Genomic DNA, 17,921 nt, shown 5'->3' with positions numbered 1-17,921 from the left:
GGGTGCGCGCATTCAGGTGCCGGCCGGACCGCCGATCGTGCCCGGCGTGACCGCCGACCATCGCGCCCCGCTGCGCCACGTCGCCGCCACCTTCGGTGTCACGGCCGCGGGCGCGCTCTGGTACGTGCTGTGGACGGTCACCGGCATCGGCCCGGCCACCGTGTCCTACCTGCCGCTGCCCCTCGCCGCGGCCGGCGCCGCCGCGGCGGTGCTCGACCTGCTGCGCCGCGCCCCGCTCACCCCGCCGGCCGTCCGGTTCTGGCGGCTGATGCTGGTCGCGTTCGGCCTCGTCGGCGCCGGGTACACGGTCCTCGCCGTCGCCGGGTTCCGCGACACGTCGATCCTGCCGCCGATGCCGCTGCCGGCGGCAGCCCTCGCCGGCGCCGGCTTCCTCACCGCGATGTGGGCGATGGTGCGGGTCCCGCTCGGCATCGCCAGCGCCGGCGAACGCTGGCGGCAGTGGCTGGACCGCGCGATCGCCTTCCTCGGCTGCGGCACCGTCCTGTTCCACTTCGGCCTGGCCCCGGTGATGACCGCGGCCACGCCGTGGAGCACGCAGACCATCGTCCTGCTGGGGTTGTCGCTCGCGCTCGCCGCCGGCGGCATCACCAAGGTCGCATACATCCGCGGCGGCCCGATCGACCGGTCCGCGCTGCGTCTGATCGGCTCGACCGGCCTGACCGGCGCCGTCGTCGCGCTGCTGCTCATCCACGGCGGCGACGCCGGCTCCGTCGCGGACCAGGCGGTGGTCATGCCGTTCGCGGCGGTGCTCGGCGCCCTCGCCGTGCGCCGCCAGTGGCAGCACGCCGCCGCCGGACGTGGCCGCGCCGGGGCGTGGCTGCCCTACCTGGCCGTCGCCGCCGTCGACGTGCCGCTCATCGCCGTCATCCCCGGCGAGCTGACCACGGCCGACCGGTTGGTGATCGCGGCGTCGGTACTGGTGACAGGCCTGGTCACCGTCCGGCAGTTCGTCGCGTTCCGGGAGAACGCGCGACTGCTCGCCGACAAGCGCGCCTCCCAGGAACGCCTCGAGCACGACGTCCTGACCCTCCTCGGCGACGAGTGCTCGCCGTTGCGCGATCAGCGAATCCTGAGAGGCGGCGGCCAACGTGCCAGGACGAGTCGCGTCAGGCCGTTGCTCGCGTGGGCCGGTATCGCAGGGCGATCACCCCCGACCGGAACTCGTGGCGGTCCACGAGCTCGAGCTGGATGCGTTCGCGCAGGCCGGTGAGCAATGTCGGTCCGTGTCCGGCGAGGACCGGCTGTACAACGAACACGTATTCGTCGATCAGTCCCAGATCTGCCAACGCCAGGGGGAGTGTCACGCCACCCATGAACAGGCCTTCGCCTGGCTCCTGCTTGAGCCGTTGAACGGCTTGCTCCAGGTCGCCTCGGACCAGCTCGGCGTTCCAGTCGACCCCGTTCAGCGTGCTCGACACGACGTACTTCTTCGCCCGGTCGATGGTCTCGGCGAACGGGATCTGCCACGCGCCCATCCAGTCAGGCCAGGTGCCCGTGGCCGGCTGCCGCCACGCCGACTCCATCATCTCGTAGGTCACCCGGCCGAAGAGCAGGGCGTCGGCTCGTTGCATCTCAGCGGTCCAGTACCGCATCGACTCCTCGTCCGGGGCGATCCCTGCCTCGTGATGGCAGCAGCCGTCGAGTGTGACGTTGATCGAGTATCGAAGTGGTCTCATCTCGTTGCTCTCCCTTGATCCGCGCAGCGCGTTTTCACCGGTCCGTACTCAGACGACTGTCGGCGCCATTTCTCATCGGTGCCCGATCCCACCTCCTTAACACCGTCCGTAGACCGAGCGCGCGACCGGCGTCCGCTGTGGGCGTTGCGGTGGGTGGGATATCGCTGACCGCGAACGTCTCGGGCGGGCGGCGTACGGGGTGCATGGGGCAGCATGGGAGGGATGGAGGTCGGGGGGTCCGCGGGGTTTCTGGTCCGGCTCGGGTGGCAGATCAGGGGCAGGGTCGCGCTCGGGGCGATGTTCGGGTCGCTGTGGTTCATGGGGCTGGCGTTCATGCCGTTCCTGATCTCGCAGGCGATCGACAGGGGGTTGCAGTCGCGGCGGCCGGTGGCGCTGGCGGGGTGGGCCGGGGCGGTGCTGGTGGTGGGGGTGGCGAGCGCGGGGCTGGGGATCATGCGGCACCGGAGCATGACGAAGTTGCGGATGACGGCGGCGTTGCGGACGGCGGATCTGATCATGACGCATGCGACGCGACTGGGGGCGGCGCTGCCGCGCGGGGTCACGGCGGGGGAGGTCGTCACGATCGGCATCTCCGACGTGTGGACGATCGGGCGGGCGATGAACGTCGGTGGGGTCGGGGTGGCGTCGACGCTGGCGTACACGGTGGTGGCGGTGCTGCTGGCCCGGACGTCGGGGACGCTTGCCGTGGTGGTGCTCGCCGGGGTGCCGGTGCTCGTGCTGCTCGTCGGGCCGTTGCTGCGGCGCACGCAGCGGGCCGGGCTGCGGTACCGGGACCGGCAGGGTGAGCTCAACGCGCGGCTGGTCGACGTGCTGGGCGGGCTGCGGATCCTCAACGGCCTCGGCGGCAAGGACGTCTACCACGGGCGCTACCAGGTCGGGTCCGCGCTGCTGCGGGACCAGGGCTACCGGGTCGGCGGCCCGTCCAGCTGGATCGGCGCGCTCGGCGGCGGGCTGCCGGTGGTGTTCCTCGGGCTCGTCGTGTGGCTCGCCGCGCGGCAGGCCGCGGCGGGGGAGCTCACGGCCGGTGAGTTGGTCGCGGTCTACGGGTACACCGCCATGCTCGTGATCCCCGTCGATGTGATGATCTTCTGTGCGTTCGATGCGACGCGGGGGCTCGTCGCGGCGCGGCGGGTGGTGGACTTCCTGAAGCTGCCCGTCGACGACCCGGGCGGGAAGGCCGCGCCGGACGGGCCGGCCACGCTGCGGGACCCGGAGTCCGGGGTGGTCGTGGAGCCGGACCGGCTGACCGCGCTGGCAGGGGCGCGACCCGAGGAGTCGGCGGCGGTGATCGACCGGCTCGGGCGGTACGGGCCGACCGACGTCACCTGGGGGGACCGGCGGCTCGCCGAGATCGCGCAGGCCGAGGTGCGGGCCCGGATCCTGGTCGCCGAGCACGACGCGGACCTGTTCGCGGGGCCGCTGCGGGAGGTGGTCGCCGGGCGTGACGAGCCCGACGACGACCTGGTCAGCGCGGCGATCCGGACCGCGGTCGCGCACGACGTCGCCGCCGAGCTGGACCGCAGGGTCGAGTGGGGCGGGCGGAACCTGTCCGGCGGGCAGCGGCAGCGGGTGCGGCTCGCCCGCGCCGTCCACGCCGACCCGGAGCTGCTGCTGGTCGTCGAGCCGACGTCCGCGGTCGACGCGCACACCGAGGCGGCGATCGCGGAGCGGTTCACGGCCGCGCGGGCCGGGCGTGGCACCGTCGTGGCCACCACGTCGCCGGTGCTGCTGGACCACGCCGACGTGGTGCACTACCTCGTCGACGGCAGGGTCGCCGCATCCGGTACGCACCGCGCGCTCCTCGCCGCCCAACCGGGCTACCGTGCCCTGGTGACCCGCGCGTTCGGCGACGACGCATGACGACGACCCTGCCGATCGCCGGCCAGCGGGTGGTCGGGCGGGCGGCGCTGCGGCTGATCGCGGCCGACAAGCCGTCCGTCGTCGCGATCCTCGTGCTCAACTCCCTGGCGGCGGTCGCCGGGCTCGGCGCGCCATGGCTGCTCGGCCGGATCGTCGACACGGTGACCGGCAAGGGCGGCGCCGTCGACCGGCTCGCGCTCGCGGTGCTGGCGTGTGCCGTCGCGCAGCTGCTGCTCACCCGGTTCGCGCTCGCGATCGCGTACCGGTTCGGCGAGCGTACAGCGTTTCGCATCCGGGAGGACTTCCTCCGGCGCGCCCTCGCCCTGCCGGCGGCCGTCGTCGAGCGGGTGCCGGCAGGTGACCTCGCCGCGCGGGGCACCACCGACATCGACGCGGTCGCGTCGACACTGCGCGACGTGCTGCCGGGCATGACCGTCGGCGCCGTGCAGATCGTGTTCATCTGCTCGGCGCTGCTGGTGATCAACCCGCTGCTCGGTGTGGTCGGCGTGCTCGGGCTGTCGGGGATCTGGTTCGTCACGAGGTGGTACCTGCGCCGGGCCCGCACCGCGTACCTCGCGGAAGGGGCGGCCAACTCGGTGCTCGCCGACGAGCTGAGCGCCACCACGGCCGGTGCCCGCACGATCGAGGCGTTCGCGCTGCGGGAGCGCCGCCTCGCCGCCGGGCACGCCGCGATCGCCGAGACCCACCGCACCCGCCTGGCGACGCTCGGGCTGCGCACGGTGTTCTTCCCGCTCGTGGAGACGTCGTATGCGGTGCCGGTGGTCCTCGTGCTGCTGGTCGGCGGCATGCTGTCGATCGGGGGCCGGGTCAGCCTCGGCACGGTCGTGGCCGCCGTCCTCTACCTGCGGCAGCTCGTCGGCCCGCTGGACAGCATCCTCATCTGGATCGAGCAGCTGCAGAGCAGCAGCGCGTCGTTCGCCCGCGTCGAAGGCCTCGCCGCGATCCCGGCGGCGGCCCCGGCCGCGACGGAGGCGCCCCGGGACGACCGGATCGAGGTGCGCGGCGTGCGGTACGCGTACGAGCCCGGACATGACGTCCTGCACGGCGTCGACCTCACCATCCGCCCCGGTGAACGGCTCGCGATCGTCGGCCTGTCCGGCGCCGGGAAGTCGACGCTGGGCATGCTCGTCGCGGGCGTGGACCGCCCCACCGCCGGCACCGTCACCGTCGGCGGCGTCCCGATCGCCGACCTGCCACCGGACGAGCTGCGCCGGCAGGTCGTGCTCGTGACGCAGGAGCACCACGTGTTCCGCGAGTCGCTGCGCGACAACCTCATCGTGGCCGCCCCCGACGAGGAGCTTCACGAGGCGCTGAAGACCGTCGGCGCCGACTGGGCCGACGACCTCGACCGTGACCTGGCGCTGCACCCGCTGGACGGCGCCCAGGCCCAGCAGGTCGCGCTGGCGCGGGTGGTGCTGTCGGACCCGCACACCGTGATCCTCGACGAGGCCACCGCGCTGCTGGATCCGACGGCCGCCCGGACGGCGGAGCGGGCCCTCGCCGCGGTGCTGCACGAGCGGACCGTCATCGCGATCGCGCACCGCCTGCAGACGGCGCACGACGCCGACCGGGTCGCGGTGATGGAGGACGGCCGGATCATCGAGCTCGGCACCCACGACGAGCTCGTCGCCGCCGGCGGCCCCTACGCCGCCCTCTGGCACTCCTGGCACGACGGCGTGTGAGGCGCGCCAGCGTGTGAGGCGCGACGGCGTCTGATGTTGGGCGGCGTGTGATGCTGGGCGGCATGACCGTCAGCGACGACGCGGACCGCCGGCTCGTCGCGGCCGGCCAGCAGACCCTGATCCGGATCGCCGCGGCACCCAGCGAGCCGGCTCAGCGTTCTACGCCGACGGGATACGGGCCGAGCGGACCGGCGGCTGGAGCGGCCGGCCGGTGCGGAACACGGCGAGGGGTGCCTCGTCGGGCGCGAGGCCGAGGCGCTCGGCGAGCCGGGTGCCGGTGGCCGTGCAGTCCAGGAGCTGGCTCAGCGGGTGGACGGCGAGGCCGCGCTCCGACAGCGCCAGCCACACCCGCACGAGGGCGCGCCCGTGCTCGATCACCTCTTCCGGGGTGACGGCGCTGCCGACGAGGACGAGGACGCTGCCGTCGTACCGCAGCAGACCCTTCGACGCGGCGGCCAGCAGCGCGGGGCCGCCGAGCCGGCGGGTGACCCGGTAGGCGCGCGGCCCGATCATCGCGGCCAGCCCGGACGCCTCGACGCGGGACATTGCCATCGCGCGGTCCGTGAGGCCGTCGAGCCGGTACCGCGGATGCTTCGGCGACAGGCGCATCCACTCCCGCAGCTCGGCGACGACGGCGGGGGTGCCGAACATCCACCGGTCCGCCGCCGCGAGCGGCTTGACGAGCGAACGGCTGGGCAGCTGCCGCAGGTCGGCGCCGAGCCCGGCCAGCGCGGCGAGCGTCGCGGTGTCCAGGGTTCCGGGCGCGTACCCGCCCCGCGCGCAGCCGCGCTGCCGCACCGACGCGAGGGTGAAGGGCGTCTCGTACACCGCGGAATCCGGCACCAGGCGGGCGGCCCGCAGCGAGGCGCGGTCGACGGACACCGACGCCCGCACCGGCAGGCCCGCGTCCGCCGCGACGATCAGGCAGGTCTCGATGAACGCGCCGAGGGAGAGGAACAGGTCCCGCCGCGTCGGGTCCGAGTCGGGCAGCGCGCGCGAAGGGTCCCAGTGCACGTCGACGGATTCGTCGCCGTACCGCAGGACCCACGGCTGCGTGTTGTGCGCGCTCGGCGCCCGCCGGCAGTCGTCCTCAAGCGCTTTCAAGTCCGAGACCCAGGTCATGCCGTCACCTCCGCTGCGCTCCGGCGCCGGCCTGACCGAAAGACTGCGCCCATGATTCGCAGCCCTCCGCTGCGCTCCGGCCCGCTCATGCCACCGCCCGTTCGTAGAAGGTGTAGCCGTGCAGCGGGCGGCCGCCCATCCGCCGGTACTGCGCCGCGGACGCCGGGTTGTCGCGCTCCACGTAGGTGCTGCGCAGCGTGCGGTAGCCGCCGGCGCGCAGCCCCCGGTACAGCTCGCGGGACAGCAGCGTCAGGTAGCCGCGGCCCTGCTCGTCGGGGACGGTGCCCTTGATGATGAGGACGGCGTCGCGGCGGTAGCGGTTGCGGGTGGCGAGCAGGCGCAGCTGGTTGAGCACGCCGAGCCGGCCGCCGACCTTCATGAAGAACTCCGACACGTCGGGCACGGTGACGATGAACGCGACGGGCCGGCCGGCCTTCTCCAGCCACAGCAGCAGCGCCTCGTCGAGCAGGAACGACAGCCCGTCGGTCTGCTTCGCCAGCTCGTCGGCGTCGATCTCGGTGTAGTAGCCGAGCTGCGCGAACGACGCGTTGAGCATCTCCCGGAGGATCGGCAGCTGCGCCTTGAACCGGCGGCGGGAGCCGTGCCGCACCACGAGGTCCTCGGCGGCGATCCGCGCGTCGTCGAAGGCGAACTCGCCGCCCGCGCCGACGTCGCACAGCCACGTGTCGGCCTCGAACCGGCGGGTGAAGCCGTGCCGCTCGTACGAGACGGGGTAGTGCGGCGGGTTCCAGGCGGAGTCGATGAAGCCGCGCTCGTCGTAGCCCGACGTGATGACGCCGCCGGTCTGGTTGGGCAGCAGCCCGACCGGGCCGAACAGCGCCTCCGTGTCGCGGCCGCGCTCCGCGACCAGATCGAACAGCGCCGAGGCCGCGGCATCGTCGGCGAACTCGGTGAGGCCGAAGAGCTGGTGCCGCCGGCCGAGCTTCGCGTCGAACTTCGCGTTGCGGTGGACGCAGGTGCGGCCGACCACGGCGCCCGAGTCGTCGCGGGCGAGGAACAGCTCGGCACCGTCGCCGGTGAAGCCCGCGATGACCGAGTCCGCGAGGGGCACGTACCGGTCCCGCGGGTGCAGCCGCAGCGGCAGGTCGCAGAACGCGCGGAGCCCGGCCCGGCCGGTCACGGGCTCGATGTGGACGGTCACGACGCCGGCCGGTGCACGGCTGGGCCGTCCGTCTCGCGGGACAGCGGCGTGTAGGTCTCGATGTGCGCCATCGTATTGCCCTCGGCGCGCCAGACGCCGTTGGTGTAGCCGCTCTCCTCGGCGTTGTAGAGCCGGATGTAGCCGCCGGTGGCGTTGCGGGTGCCGTTGTCGGTGATCCAGCACATGAGGTCGCGGTGGTGTTTGGTGCGCGCGAACTGCAGCAGCGCGTCCCGGTCGCGGAAGAACGCGATGGTGCCGAGCGTGAACGGCCACTGCCAGTAGACGGTGTGCCAGCAGTACCCGGGCAGCCGCTTCATCTGGCGCACCATCTTGAACCAGGTGAACGTGAGGATGAAGATCGAGTGCGGGCCGCGGTAGCGGGTGGCGCCGACGAACATCGCGGTCGCCTGCCCGACCGGTGGCACCTTCGAGAAGTCGGTGGTCCTCATGCGGCGCTCCTGGCCAGGTAGACGTTTTTGATCTTGCCGTTGCTGGCGGCGAACGGTCCGGCGCCGTGCTCGTGGACGCGCACGCGCAGGTCCGCCGCGCTGGGGTCCTCGGCGAGGGACTCGGCGAAGTCGCGGCTGACCTCGGCGAGGTAGCGCACCACGCCGCGCCGGCACACGTCGGCCAGCTCCTCCTGTTGCCGCTGCGTCAGGTGTACGGCCTCGCGCAGCTGGATGTGGATCACCGGGCGGCTCTCGAGGTCGGTGTGCTCCTCGAGCGTGAGGCAGAAGCTCTGGATCTGGTGGGCGAGGGGGTTGTCCTGGTACAGGCCGTTCTCCACGTCCTGCGGGTAGATGTTCGCGCCCATGTACGAGATCGTGCTGTCCTTCCGCCCGAACAGGAACAGCAGCGGCAGCTTCATCCGGTCGCCCTCGAACGCGCGCTGCATCTCGGCGTCCTTGCCCACGATGCTGGTCAGCTCCGCGTAGGACATCAGCTTGCCCTCGTCGCCGATGTTGTAGCGCACCTTCGGGTTGAGCACCGCGGTCGTGTTGATGGTGCAGAGGATCTCGCCGTCGGCGGTGGTCTCCAGATAGGTCTCGAGCGGGTTGTACTGGAAGATCATCGGCAGCCGGTGCTCGTCGGCGCCGAGCAGCGCCTCCCGCAGCGCCTGGTCGGTGCGCAGGCGGCGGCGCAGCCACACCGTCAGGTCGGTCTCGCCGCCCATGCCGATCGTCAGGTCGCTGGCGCCGTAGCCGGAGCGCACCTTCGTGAAGCGCTGCTCCAGGTAGTCGCGCAGCGCCTCGGTCATGCCCTCGCCGCCGACCAGCGCGGACAGCTTGTAGGGCGCCCAGTCGAAGCCGACCGCGTCCATCTTGTCCAGCAGGTGCTTCAGGAACGGCGGGTAGGCGGTGATGACGTAGTCGAAGCCGGGCCCGAAGTGCCGCAGCGTGTCGATGATCTTGTCGAGGTCGGGCCCGGTGTTCTTCACCATCGCGACGCGGGCCATCGCGATGCCGGTGTTGGTGCCGGTCGCCCACGCGCCCATCGAGTAGGCGTTGATGACGAACCGCCGCTTCGACGGAAACACCAGCGTGGTGTAGCCGGCGAGGTTCTTGTGCACCGTCCCGAGCTCTTTCTTGCTGCGGATCCAGTTGTACGGCTGGCCCGACGACCCCGACGACTCGTCGACGACGCTGCCGGCGATCTCGATCCGGCCGTGCCAGCAGCGCTGCTCCTCCGGGTACGCCTTCACGTAGGTCAGCTTCGCGGTCGGCGGGTAGGACGTCAGGTCGAACCAGCGGAACCGCCAGTCGTTGCGGCGCAGGAAGTCGCCGTACGCGGGCACGTCGATCGCCGCGAACTGGCACGTCATCCACGCGTGCAGGCGGGCGAACCGGGCCATCCACGGCCGGTAGTTGCGGGCCATCAGCCGCCACACCGCCGGGTGCACCCGGTAGATCGCGTACAGCCAGGTCAGCCCGAAGCTGCTGATCCGAAGCACCCATTGGCGCACGAACGTCACGACTGTTCCCTTCCTCCCTGACCATCCACACGGACCGGTTACATCCTCGGCTGCCGGCCGTCGTGGCGCCTGAGCCGTCCTACTCGCATCCGGGTAAGTATTGTTGCCGCATGGCCGGGACACTCATGACCGGAGCGACGATCTGGGCCGGCCCGACCTGCACCCCGCAGCCTGGCTGGCTGCTGGTCACCGGCGACAGGATCACCGCCACCGGCGCGCACGACACACCGCCCCCGCCGGCGGACACCATGATCGACGTCGCAGGGTGTCACATTCTGCCCGGGTTCGTCGACACACACCTGCACGCCACCGTTGTCGGGTGGCAGACGCTCGGCGTCGACGGCTCCGCCTGGACCTCGCTGCCCGCGGCGCTCGCCGCGATCGGGGCGGCGGCCGCGGCCGACCCGCACGCGCCCTGGCTGCTGGTTTGGAACGCCCGGCCGTTCCGGTGGCCGCAGCGGCGCCTGCCGACCGCCGCCGAGCTCGACGCCGTCGCGCCCGGCCGTCAGATATTGGTCAGCGGCGTCGACGTCCACCGCGGCACCGTGTCCTCCCAGGCGATGCGGGCGCTCGGCATCACCACGCGGCGGGCCCAGGACGGCGACGTGAGCCTCGACCGCCGGGGCCGGCCGACCGGGGAGATCTGGGAGCAGGCCTACGGCGAGGCCCTCGCCCGCGCGCTCGCCTCCGCCCCCGGCGACCCGGTCGCGCTGACCCGCCGGGCCCTCGACCGGTGCGTGTCGCTGGGCATCACGCACGCGCACGAGGCGTACGTCCCGCCGCAGCACCATGAGCGGATGCTGGGCCTCGCGGCGCCCGGCTCGCCGCGGCTGTCGTGGGCGGTCGGTGCCGGCGAAGGGCTGCTCAGCCCCCTGGAAGGGCCGTCGGTCGCGCCGGACGGCGACTACGGGGCGAGCGGGCGCGAGGCGAAGCTGTTCCTCGACGGCGGCGACCGGTGCGCCGTCTGCATGCCGGCCCGCGCGCTCGGCCGGCTCACCTGGCAGGCTGTCAAGGAGACCGTCGCCGCCCGGCACCCGGGCCCGCTGCGCGACGCGATGCGCCGGCGCACCACCGTACAAGGGCGGACACTGCGACTGGAGTACCTGCGGTACTCGGACCGGGAGCTCGCCGACCTGCTGTCCGCGTACCTGTCGGCGGGGCTGCGGCCGCGGATGCACGCGCTCGGCAACCTCGCCGTGCGGCAGGCCGCGACCGCCCTGCGCGCCGTGGGAGCCCCCGCTGGCGCCGCCGTCATCGACCACCTGGTGCTCCTCGACCCGGCGGCCGTCGACCTGGTCGCGGCGAGCGGGGCGTGGGCGACGGTGCAGCCCGGCTTCCTCACCACGTTCGGCCCGCAGATCGTCGACGGCGGCACCGACCGCTTCCTGACGGTCGTCGGCGGGCGGTCGCTGCTGGACGCGGGCGTGCCGCTGACCCTCGCCTCCGACCACCCGGCGGGGCCGCTCGACCCGCTCGGTAACCTCAGGCTCGCGGTGCGGCGGCCGATCCAGCCGGCCCAGGCGCTGACCCCGGCGGAGGCGGTGCGGGCGCTGACCGTGACGGCGGCCGCGTCCCTCGGCGCGCCGGGCGCCGGCGGCCTCGCCGCGGGGGAGACCGCCGACCTGGCGATCTGCGACGGCGACCCGTTCGACCCCGCGACCCGCGTCACCCAGACCTGGATCTCCGGCCGCCGCGTTTGGCCCGCGGCCGCCACCGGGTAAGTTGCTCCGATCGACGGGTTCGCACTGGGAGACCACGGATTGACCGAGGCGCTGACGCCGCGCTGGCAGGAGGCCGACGAGGCGGTGCATTCGCTGGTCGCCGTCCTGGTGGCGGAGGCCGCCCGGACCGCGGACCGCAGCGCCCGCAAACGCCCCCGCGGCCGGACGCGGTCGAAGAGCACCCGCCGGCACATCGCCGAGGTCGTCCGCGCCCACAAGCTCGCGCCGGGGCTGCGGGTGGACCGGAACATGGTCGCGGCGCTGATGCTGGGCCACCGCGACCTCATCAGCAACCCGGTCCTCGTCGTGGCGGTCGCCCAGGCCTGCGGCATCATCACCGGCCGGAAGCTGGCGCCGAAGCGGGCCGCCCGGCTGCGGGCGGCCAGCGTCCGGGTCGGGAAGCTCATCGCCCGCGCGAACGCCGAGACGATCCGCGTGCCCGCACCCCGGCCCGCTCCGGTCCCGCCCGCGCCTTCGGTTCCGTCCGCGCCTTCGGCTGAGGTTGCGCCTGTACTCGACGTTGCGCCTGTGCCTGACGCAGCCGCGCCGGTGCCGGGGGCCGCGTCCGTCCCCGAGTCCGCGCCCGTACCGCACGACACGCCAGTGCCGCACGTCGTGCCGGTGCCGGAGCCCGTGCCCGTGCCCGGGGCCGCGCCGGTCAAGGTCGAGGCCCGGCCGTCCGCGAGGAGGGCGTCGCGAGCCGCGGCGAGGGTGGCGGCACGGAAGCGCCGCCACCGCCGCCAGCGGGCCCGGCGGAGGTGGCTCCTCGTGGTCGGCGCGCTGCTGGTGCTGGTCGCCGCCGTCCTCGTCGGCCTGGCGTCATGAGGTTCACCCCGCTGCCGTGGCCCGGGCTGCGCAACGCCCGCGACCTCGGCGGCCTGCCGGCCGCGGACGGCGGTCAGGTCCGGCACGGCGCCGTGGTGCGCGCCGACTCGCCGCACCGGCTCACCCCCGACGGCGTGGCCGCGCTGCGGGCGCACGGCGTCACCCGCATCATCGACCTGCGCAGCGCCGACGAGGCGGAACTGCGGCCGAACGTCCTGGCCGCCGACCCGATGTACCGGCTGGTCCCGTTCACCGACCCCGACGACGACCCCGCCGACGAGCTGTCGGACCTGGCTGGCATCGACGAGCTGTACCGCTGCCGCATCGCCGGCGACGCCCGGCGCATCACCGACGCGGTCGCCGCCGTCGCCGACGCCCCGCCCGGCGCGGTCCTTGTGCACTGCCAGGCGGGCCAGGACCGCACCGGCATGCTCGTCGCCCTGCTGCTCCGCGTCGCCGCCGTGCCCGACGACGTCATCGTCGCCGACTACACGTTCTCGTCGGTGTGCTGGGAGTCGCCGGGCGAGTGCGAGCCCGAGTCGATCCAGGCGGTGCTGGACCTCGTCGACGAGCGGTGGGGCGGCGCCGAGGGCTACCTGCTCGCCCACGGCCTGTCACCCGACCGTCTCGCCGCCCTCCGGAGCAGGCTGCGCGACTGACCCGCCCGCCGACCGGCGGCGGCGTGGGGGAGTGGGCGGCGTCGCGTCGGTGAGGTGGGCGAGGACCTTGTCGGCGATGCGGCCCAGCGCGGCGACGTCGGCCTCGTCGAGGACGTCGATGAAGTGGCGGCGGACCGAGGTGACGTGGTGGACGGCGGCGTCCTGGACCGTGGCCCAGCCGTGGTCGGTGAGGATGACCGTGGCACTGCGCCCGTCGGCGGTGGAGGGGCCGCGGGCGACCAGGCCGCGCTGCTCCATGCGGCTGACCTGGTGGGACAGGCGGCTCGTCGACCAGCGGATCGAGGCGGCCAGCTCGCCGAGGGGGAGGCGCCGGTCGGGGGCCTCGGAGACCGCGGTCAGCACGTCGTAGTCGGCGTCGGACAGGCCCGAGTCGGCGCCGAGGTCGCGGGTGAGCTGGAGGTCGAGGAGGCCGCGCATGCGCCGGTACCCGCGCCAGGTGTGCATCTCGGCGTCGGTGAGCCAGCGCGGTTCCGTCATGCCGCCAAGCCTAGGCGATCTGCTTGACGTGTCAAACTAAAGCGAGCTAGCGTGCATGACATGTCAAGCATCAGGGTTGGGGTCGACGTGCCCGCGTCGACGGCGGTGGACCCGGTCGCGGCGGCCCGCGCCGCCGAGGCGCTCGGGTATGACTTCGTGTCCACGTCCGACCATCCGAGCGGCACCGATCCGAGCCACGAGAGCTGGACGATGCTCGCGTGGATGGCGGCGCACACCGAGCGGATCGGGGTCATGCCCAGGGTGCTCGGGGTGCCGTACCGGCGGCCCGCCATGGTCGCCAAGATGGCCGAGACCCTCGACCGGCTCAGCGGCGGCCGGCTGATCCTGGGGCTCGGCGGCGGCTCGTCCGACGAGGAGTTCCGCGCGTTCGGCATCGACGTGCCGTCGCCACGCGACAAGGTCGACGGCCTCGCGGAGGCGATCGAGATCATCCGTGGCCTCTGGACCGGGCCCGCCACCACGTACACCGGCCGCATCCATCGCGTCGCCGCCGCGCCGATGGAGCCGAAGCCGGACCGCCGGATCCCGATCTGGCTCGGGACGTTCGGGCCCCGCGCCCTCGACGTGACGGGGCGGCTGGCCGACGGGTGGATGCCGTCGCTGGGGTACGCGTCCCTCGAGGCGCTCCCCGCGATGCGCGACCGGGTCCTGGCCGCGGCGGAGCGGGCGGGGCGCTCGCCCGAGGACATCACCTGCGCCCTCAACGTCGAGGTGCGGGCCGGCGACGACACGGCGGACCGGCTGCGGGCGCTCGTCGCGATGGGCTTCACGGTGCTCAACCTGAAGGTGCCCGGCCCGGACCGGGACGAGCAGGTGGAGCGCCTCGCCCTCGAGGTGCTGCCGCAGCTGCGCTAACGGCGCAGGTCATGGCGGCGGTGGGTGGCCTTCGACACGAGCGAGGACGGCATGAGGCGGCGCAGCGGGAAGACGACCGGCGCGTTGCTGCCGACGGCGTAGAACGCCTTCGGCCGTGGCGCCTCGACGGCCTTGACGATGGTGGCGGCGACCCGCGCGGCCGGCACGCCCTTGTGCTCGTTGCGGTCGAGGGCGGCCAGCATCCGCTCGAAGTCCGCACGGTGCGGGGAGTCGTCGGCGACGTACTTCGTGCGGCGCTCGCTGATGCCGGTGCTGATCGAGCCGGGCTCGACGGTCGTCAGCCAGACGTCGAACGGTGAGTACTCGTGCCGCGCCCCCTCCGCGAAGCCTTTCAGGGCGGCCTTCGACGCCACGTACGACGACCGGTACGCCAGCGGGAAGGACGCGAGCATCGACCCGACCATCACGACCCGGCCGTGCCGGCGCGCCCGCATGCCGGGCAGGAGCAGCTGGGCGAGCCGGACGGGCCCGAGGACGTTGACCTGGAACAGCCGGCGCAGCGCGTCGGCGGGGAGGTCCTCGAACGGGCCGGACTGGCTCTCCCCGGCGTTGTTGACCAGCACGTCGACCTGGCCGGCGGCCGCGGCGAGGGCCTCGATGGACGCGTCGTCCTCGAGATCGAGCGGCAGGAGCTCGACGCCCTCGGGCGGGTCCTGCACGGACGCGGGGTGGCGGCTGGTGCCGACGACGCGGTAGCCGCGCGCGGCGAGGGCGGCGGCGGTCGCCTTGCCGATGCCCGACGATGCCCCGGTGACCAGCGCGGTGCGATGCATCGCTGCACCATATCGCCGTCAGGCGGCGAGGGCGATCTCGGCCGCGACCCGGTCCGGCTCGTCGAGGGGCAGGAACGTGCGACCGCCCGCGACCTCGACGAGGTCGGCGTCGGGGAACGCGTCGCGCAGCCGCCGGGCGAGGCTCAGCTTGAAGAACAGGTCGGCGTCGCCCCAGACGAGGCGGACCGGCTTGGTGAAGGTGTGCAGCCGGGTCGAGACGTCGAGCAGCTCCGCGGGCGAGATCCCGCACAGGAACGCGGCGGTGTCGCGACGGATCGCCGCGTCGGCGCGCAGTGGGGCGACCCAGCGGGCGGTCAGGGCGGCGTCGAGGGGGTCCCGGGCCAGCCCGCCGTAGCCGGCGATGGAGTGGCGCAGGGCCTTCGCCCGTACCGACGCCGCCAACATGCGCAGCCGAGCGGGCCGCCGACCGGCCTTGACGAGCAGGCCGATGGGCGCCGGAGGGAACTGGTCGAACGCGTCGCAGTTGGTCAGGACCAGCCGCCCGATGCGCTCGTGCCCGGCGTCGATGAGGAACTGGCAGATCGCGCCGCCGGTGTCGTTGCCGACGAGCGTGACGCCGGTCAGGTCGAGCGCGGCGATGAAGTCGCCGAGGAGCGCCGCGATGCCCCGCGGGGTGAGGTCGGTCCCGGGCGGCCACGGCACGCGGTGCGACCCGAGCGGCAGGTCCGGCGCGTAGCTGCGGATGCCGCGGGCGGCGAGCGCGTTGGCGGTGCGGGTCCACAGCTCGGCGTTGACGAGCAGGCCGTGGACGAGCACGACCGGCGGCAGCGCGCTGTCCTCCGGGCCGGTCACGCGGTATTCGATGCGCCCCTGCGGGATGTCGACGGCGGGCATGGCGCCTCCTCGCGATATGTTCAGTGCATGGCACAAGAAACATACGTACTGTCTGTATGAAAAGCAACCGCCGAACCCAGGAGCAGCGTTCGGAGGCGACCCGGGCCGCCCTCATCCAGGCGGCCAGGCCGCTCTTCGCCGCGTCCGGCTTCGCCGCCGTGGGCACCGAGGCGATCGTCCGCGCCGCCGGCGTCACGCGTGGCGCGATGTACCACCAGTTCGCCGACAAGACCGACCTCTTCGCCGCGGTGTTCGAGGCGGTCGAGGCGGACCTGACCCGCCGCATCGACGACGCGGTGGGCGGCAGCGGGCTGACCGACCCGATCGCCCTCATGCGCCTCGGCGCGGCGACCTGGCTGGACGCGTGCGCCGAGCCGGAGGTGCAGCGCATCGTGCTGATCGAGGCGCCGTCGGTCCTCGGCTGGGCCCGCTGGCGGGAGATCAGCCTCCGGTACGGCATGGGCCTCGTGCAGAGCCTGGTCAGCTACGCGATCTCGGTCGGCCGGATCGCCGAGCAGCCACCGGAGCCGCTGTCGCACGTGCTCATCGGCGCCCTCGACGAGGCGGCGCTCTACCTGTCGCAGGCCGCGGACCCGGTGCGGGCCCGCGCGGACATCGGCGCGGTGCTCGACCGCGTCATCGACTCCCTGGCGGTGTGACGTGACCTCCTATCAGGAGCTCGGCGAGGCCGCCTGGGCGTGGACGCTCGCCCAGGTCGGCACCGACGACGACGGCCCGGTGCTGCCCGGGCCGGACCGCGACCGCGAGACGGTGTACGCGGGCGTGCCCGGCCTGGCGCCCGTCCTCGCCGAGCTGCGCCTGCACCGGCCGCTGACCGGCGCCGAGGCGGCGCTCGCGGACGGGATCGTCGCGCGCGTGACGGCCGGCGTCCCGGACCGGGTCGAGCCGTCGCTGTACGACGGCCTCGCCGGCGACGTCACGGTGCTGCGCCTGCTCGCGCCCGGCTCGGAGCGGATCGCGCTGGAGCGGCTCGCGCACCTGCGCACCCCGGACGGCTGGGAGACGACGTTCGACATCAGGCCCGGCAGCCGTGCGCCGCTGACCGACGTCGTCATGGGCACCGCCGGGATCGTGCACGCCGCCACGTGGGCCGGCGGCGACCTCGCCGACGCCATCATGACCACGGGCGGCGAGGCCCTGCTGCGGGCCGCCGAGCCGACGGTCCACGGGCTCGACTGGCGGATGTGGCCGGGGTACCGCTCCAGCAACCCCAACTTCTCGCACGGCACAGCCGGCGTCGCCGCCGCCCTCGCGGTGGCCGGCCGGGCGCTGGACCGGGCCGACTTCGTCGACGCGGCGCGGCGCGGCGGCGAGCACCTGGCCGCGATCGCGGACCTGTCCGGCGACGGGTTCGCCGTCGAGCACACGATCCCGCGGTCGCAACGGGAGGTGGAGCCCGTCACGTACAACTGGTGCCACGGCCCGGCGGGCACCTCACAGCTCTTCCCGGCCCTCGCCGTCGCCGGCATTCCCGAGGTCGGCGGCTTCCCGGTCGACGACCTGCGCCGCCGCTGCCTGCACTCCGTCCTCACCTCCGGCGTCCCGGCCCGCCTGCGCCCCGGCTTCTGGGACAACGACGGCCGCTGCTGCGGCACCGCCGGCGTCGGCGACATCCTCCTCGACGCCGCCCAGTCCACTTCGGACGTTTCGCTGCTCGCGGCCGCCCGCACGATGGCCGACGCGTTGGCGGAGCGCGCGCTGTTCGACGAGGCGGGCGCCCACTGGCGGTTCGTCGAGCACCGCCAGGACCCGCCGCTGCTGCCGCCGAACCCCACCTGGATGCAGGGCTCGGCCGGCATCGCCGCATTCCTGCTCCGCCTCGCCCGCGTCGACCGCGACGGCCTCACCGCCCCCGCCGTCGACCGCCCCGACCAGTGGTGGACCGTCCCGCCGGCGGTGCGGGCCGCCTCGTGAACCCGCCGCGCCGCCGAGGCGGCCTGCATAGGGCTCACCGCCGCGCTGCACGACCGGCACCCGTTCCTGCTCGCCGCCCAGATGAACCTGGCGGTGATCCTGTATGAGACCGGCCGCGTCGAGGAGGCGGTTGCCCTCGCGCTTCGGGTTGCCGACCTGACCGCCGACGGGCTCGGCGTCAGGCACCCCGACGCCCTGCGGGCCCGCGCCAACGCCTCCCT

The 17,921-nt window shown here is 73.8% G+C and carries 17 protein-coding genes and 1 pseudogene; 10 read left to right on the top strand and 8 right to left on the bottom strand.

All coding sequences use genetic code 11. The features are described from left to right. The first annotated feature begins 46 nt into the window (after positions 1 to 46). Positions 47 to 1,231 (top strand): hypothetical protein, encoded by a 1,185-nt coding sequence (locus ACQEVZ_RS43500; protein WP_433378844.1) that lies wholly within the window; start codon positions 47 to 49, stop codon positions 1,229 to 1,231. Here the strand turns inward: ACQEVZ_RS43500 and ACQEVZ_RS43495 are convergent. Then, positions 1,128 to 1,697, bottom strand: coding sequence for a dihydrofolate reductase family protein (locus ACQEVZ_RS43495; protein ID WP_433378841.1), 570 nt, complete (start codon positions 1,695 to 1,697; stop codon positions 1,128 to 1,130). The two genes, ACQEVZ_RS43500 and ACQEVZ_RS43495, sit on opposite strands and share 104 nt — an antisense overlap. A 222-nt stretch (positions 1,698 to 1,919) precedes the next feature. Between ACQEVZ_RS43495 and ACQEVZ_RS43490 the strand changes: the two genes are divergently transcribed. Together ACQEVZ_RS43490 and ACQEVZ_RS43485 are read left to right on the top strand one after the other, a co-directional pair. After that, positions 1,920 to 3,578 carry an ABC transporter transmembrane domain-containing protein gene (locus ACQEVZ_RS43490; protein ID WP_433378838.1) on the top strand — a complete coding sequence of 553 codons (1,659 nt, stop codon included), beginning with the start codon at positions 1,920 to 1,922 and terminating at the stop codon, positions 3,576 to 3,578. Continuing rightward, entirely contained in the window at positions 3,575 to 5,281 is a 1,707-nt protein-coding gene (locus tag ACQEVZ_RS43485) for an ABC transporter ATP-binding protein (RefSeq protein ID WP_354897213.1), read from the top strand. Before ACQEVZ_RS43490 ends, ACQEVZ_RS43485 begins: the two co-directional genes overlap by 4 nt. 159 nt (positions 5,282 to 5,440) lie before the next feature. Here ACQEVZ_RS43485 and ACQEVZ_RS43480 read toward each other — a convergent pair whose 3' ends face one another. The 4 genes from ACQEVZ_RS43480 to ACQEVZ_RS43465 form a co-directional block, all read right to left on the bottom strand. Then, positions 5,441 to 6,403, bottom strand: a complete 963-nt coding sequence (locus ACQEVZ_RS43480) for a hypothetical protein (protein WP_433378835.1) — start codon at positions 6,401 to 6,403, stop codon at positions 5,441 to 5,443. An 85-nt stretch (positions 6,404 to 6,488) separates the two neighbouring features. Continuing rightward, on the bottom strand, positions 6,489 to 7,565 hold the full coding sequence (locus ACQEVZ_RS43475) for a GNAT family N-acetyltransferase (RefSeq protein ID WP_433378832.1): 1,077 nt from the start codon (positions 7,563 to 7,565) through the stop codon (positions 6,489 to 6,491). After that, positions 7,562 to 8,014: a DUF4188 domain-containing protein gene (locus ACQEVZ_RS43470; RefSeq protein WP_344505158.1), complete on the bottom strand. Its 453-nt coding sequence runs from the start codon at positions 8,012 to 8,014 to the stop codon at positions 7,562 to 7,564. The genes ACQEVZ_RS43475 and ACQEVZ_RS43470 overlap by 4 nt, the downstream gene beginning before the upstream one ends. Next, positions 8,011 to 9,537, bottom strand: a complete 1,527-nt coding sequence (locus tag ACQEVZ_RS43465; RefSeq protein ID WP_433378828.1) for a phenylacetate--CoA ligase family protein — start codon at positions 9,535 to 9,537, stop codon at positions 8,011 to 8,013. The genes ACQEVZ_RS43470 and ACQEVZ_RS43465 overlap by 4 nt, the downstream gene beginning before the upstream one ends. Before the next feature lie 110 nt (positions 9,538 to 9,647). Between ACQEVZ_RS43465 and ACQEVZ_RS43460 the strand changes: the two genes are divergently transcribed. The 3 genes from ACQEVZ_RS43460 to ACQEVZ_RS43450 are packed head-to-tail and all read left to right on the top strand — an operon-like array spanning position 9,648 to position 12,742. Beyond that, positions 9,648 to 11,258 carry an amidohydrolase family protein gene (locus ACQEVZ_RS43460; RefSeq protein WP_433378825.1) on the top strand — a complete coding sequence of 537 codons (1,611 nt, stop codon included), beginning with the start codon at positions 9,648 to 9,650 and terminating at the stop codon, positions 11,256 to 11,258. 39 nt (positions 11,259 to 11,297) lie between these two features. Continuing rightward, entirely contained in the window at positions 11,298 to 12,083 is a 786-nt protein-coding gene (locus ACQEVZ_RS43455; RefSeq protein ID WP_433378822.1) for a hypothetical protein, read from the top strand. Next, the gene (locus ACQEVZ_RS43450; RefSeq protein WP_433378819.1) at positions 12,080 to 12,742 is read left to right on the top strand and encodes a tyrosine-protein phosphatase; all 663 of its coding nucleotides are present in this window, start codon (positions 12,080 to 12,082) and stop codon (positions 12,740 to 12,742) included. Before ACQEVZ_RS43455 ends, ACQEVZ_RS43450 begins: the two co-directional genes overlap by 4 nt. On the opposite strand, the gene ACQEVZ_RS43445 is transcribed toward ACQEVZ_RS43450, so the two are convergent. After that, the gene (locus ACQEVZ_RS43445) at positions 12,698 to 13,240 is read right to left on the bottom strand and encodes a MarR family winged helix-turn-helix transcriptional regulator (RefSeq protein ID WP_433378816.1); all 543 of its coding nucleotides are present in this window, start codon (positions 13,238 to 13,240) and stop codon (positions 12,698 to 12,700) included. The two genes, ACQEVZ_RS43450 and ACQEVZ_RS43445, sit on opposite strands and share 45 nt — an antisense overlap. 60 nt (positions 13,241 to 13,300) lie before the next feature. On the opposite strand from ACQEVZ_RS43445, the gene ACQEVZ_RS43440 reads away from it, so the two are divergent. Beyond that, positions 13,301 to 14,116 (top strand): LLM class flavin-dependent oxidoreductase, encoded by an 816-nt coding sequence (locus tag ACQEVZ_RS43440; protein ID WP_433378813.1) that lies wholly within the window; start codon positions 13,301 to 13,303, stop codon positions 14,114 to 14,116. On the opposite strand, the gene ACQEVZ_RS43435 is transcribed toward ACQEVZ_RS43440, so the two are convergent. Beyond that, complete coding sequence (locus tag ACQEVZ_RS43435; RefSeq protein WP_433378810.1) at positions 14,113 to 14,910, bottom strand: SDR family oxidoreductase; 798 nt, start codon at positions 14,908 to 14,910, stop codon at positions 14,113 to 14,115. The genes ACQEVZ_RS43440 and ACQEVZ_RS43435 overlap by 4 nt on opposite strands. 18 nt (positions 14,911 to 14,928) lie before the next feature. Further along, the gene (locus ACQEVZ_RS43430) at positions 14,929 to 15,765 is read right to left on the bottom strand and encodes an alpha/beta fold hydrolase (RefSeq protein WP_433378807.1); all 837 of its coding nucleotides are present in this window, start codon (positions 15,763 to 15,765) and stop codon (positions 14,929 to 14,931) included. A 56-nt stretch (positions 15,766 to 15,821) separates the two neighbouring features. On the opposite strand from ACQEVZ_RS43430, the gene ACQEVZ_RS43425 reads away from it, so the two are divergent. From ACQEVZ_RS43425 to ACQEVZ_RS43415, 3 genes and pseudogenes are all read left to right on the top strand, one after another. Further along, a complete protein-coding gene (locus ACQEVZ_RS43425) occupies positions 15,822 to 16,424 on the top strand; it encodes a TetR/AcrR family transcriptional regulator (RefSeq protein ID WP_344505149.1) in 603 nt (200 codons plus the stop codon). A gap of 1 nt (position 16,425) precedes the next feature. Next, a complete protein-coding gene (locus tag ACQEVZ_RS43420) occupies positions 16,426 to 17,700 on the top strand; it encodes a lanthionine synthetase LanC family protein (protein WP_433378804.1) in 1,275 nt (424 codons plus the stop codon). 81 nt (positions 17,701 to 17,781) lie between these two features. Then, a pseudogene (locus tag ACQEVZ_RS43415) lies at positions 17,782 to 17,880 on the top strand (hypothetical protein); the annotation flags it as partial. Positions 17,881 to 17,921 lie beyond the last annotated feature (41 nt).

The organism is Dactylosporangium sp. CA-152071 (assembly GCF_050936335.1).
In the GTDB taxonomy this organism is placed as follows: domain Bacteria; phylum Actinomycetota; class Actinomycetes; order Mycobacteriales; family Micromonosporaceae; genus Dactylosporangium; species Dactylosporangium maewongense.
Note: the sequence above shows the minus strand (reverse complement) of the source record. Positions and strands in the feature narration are given on the sequence as shown.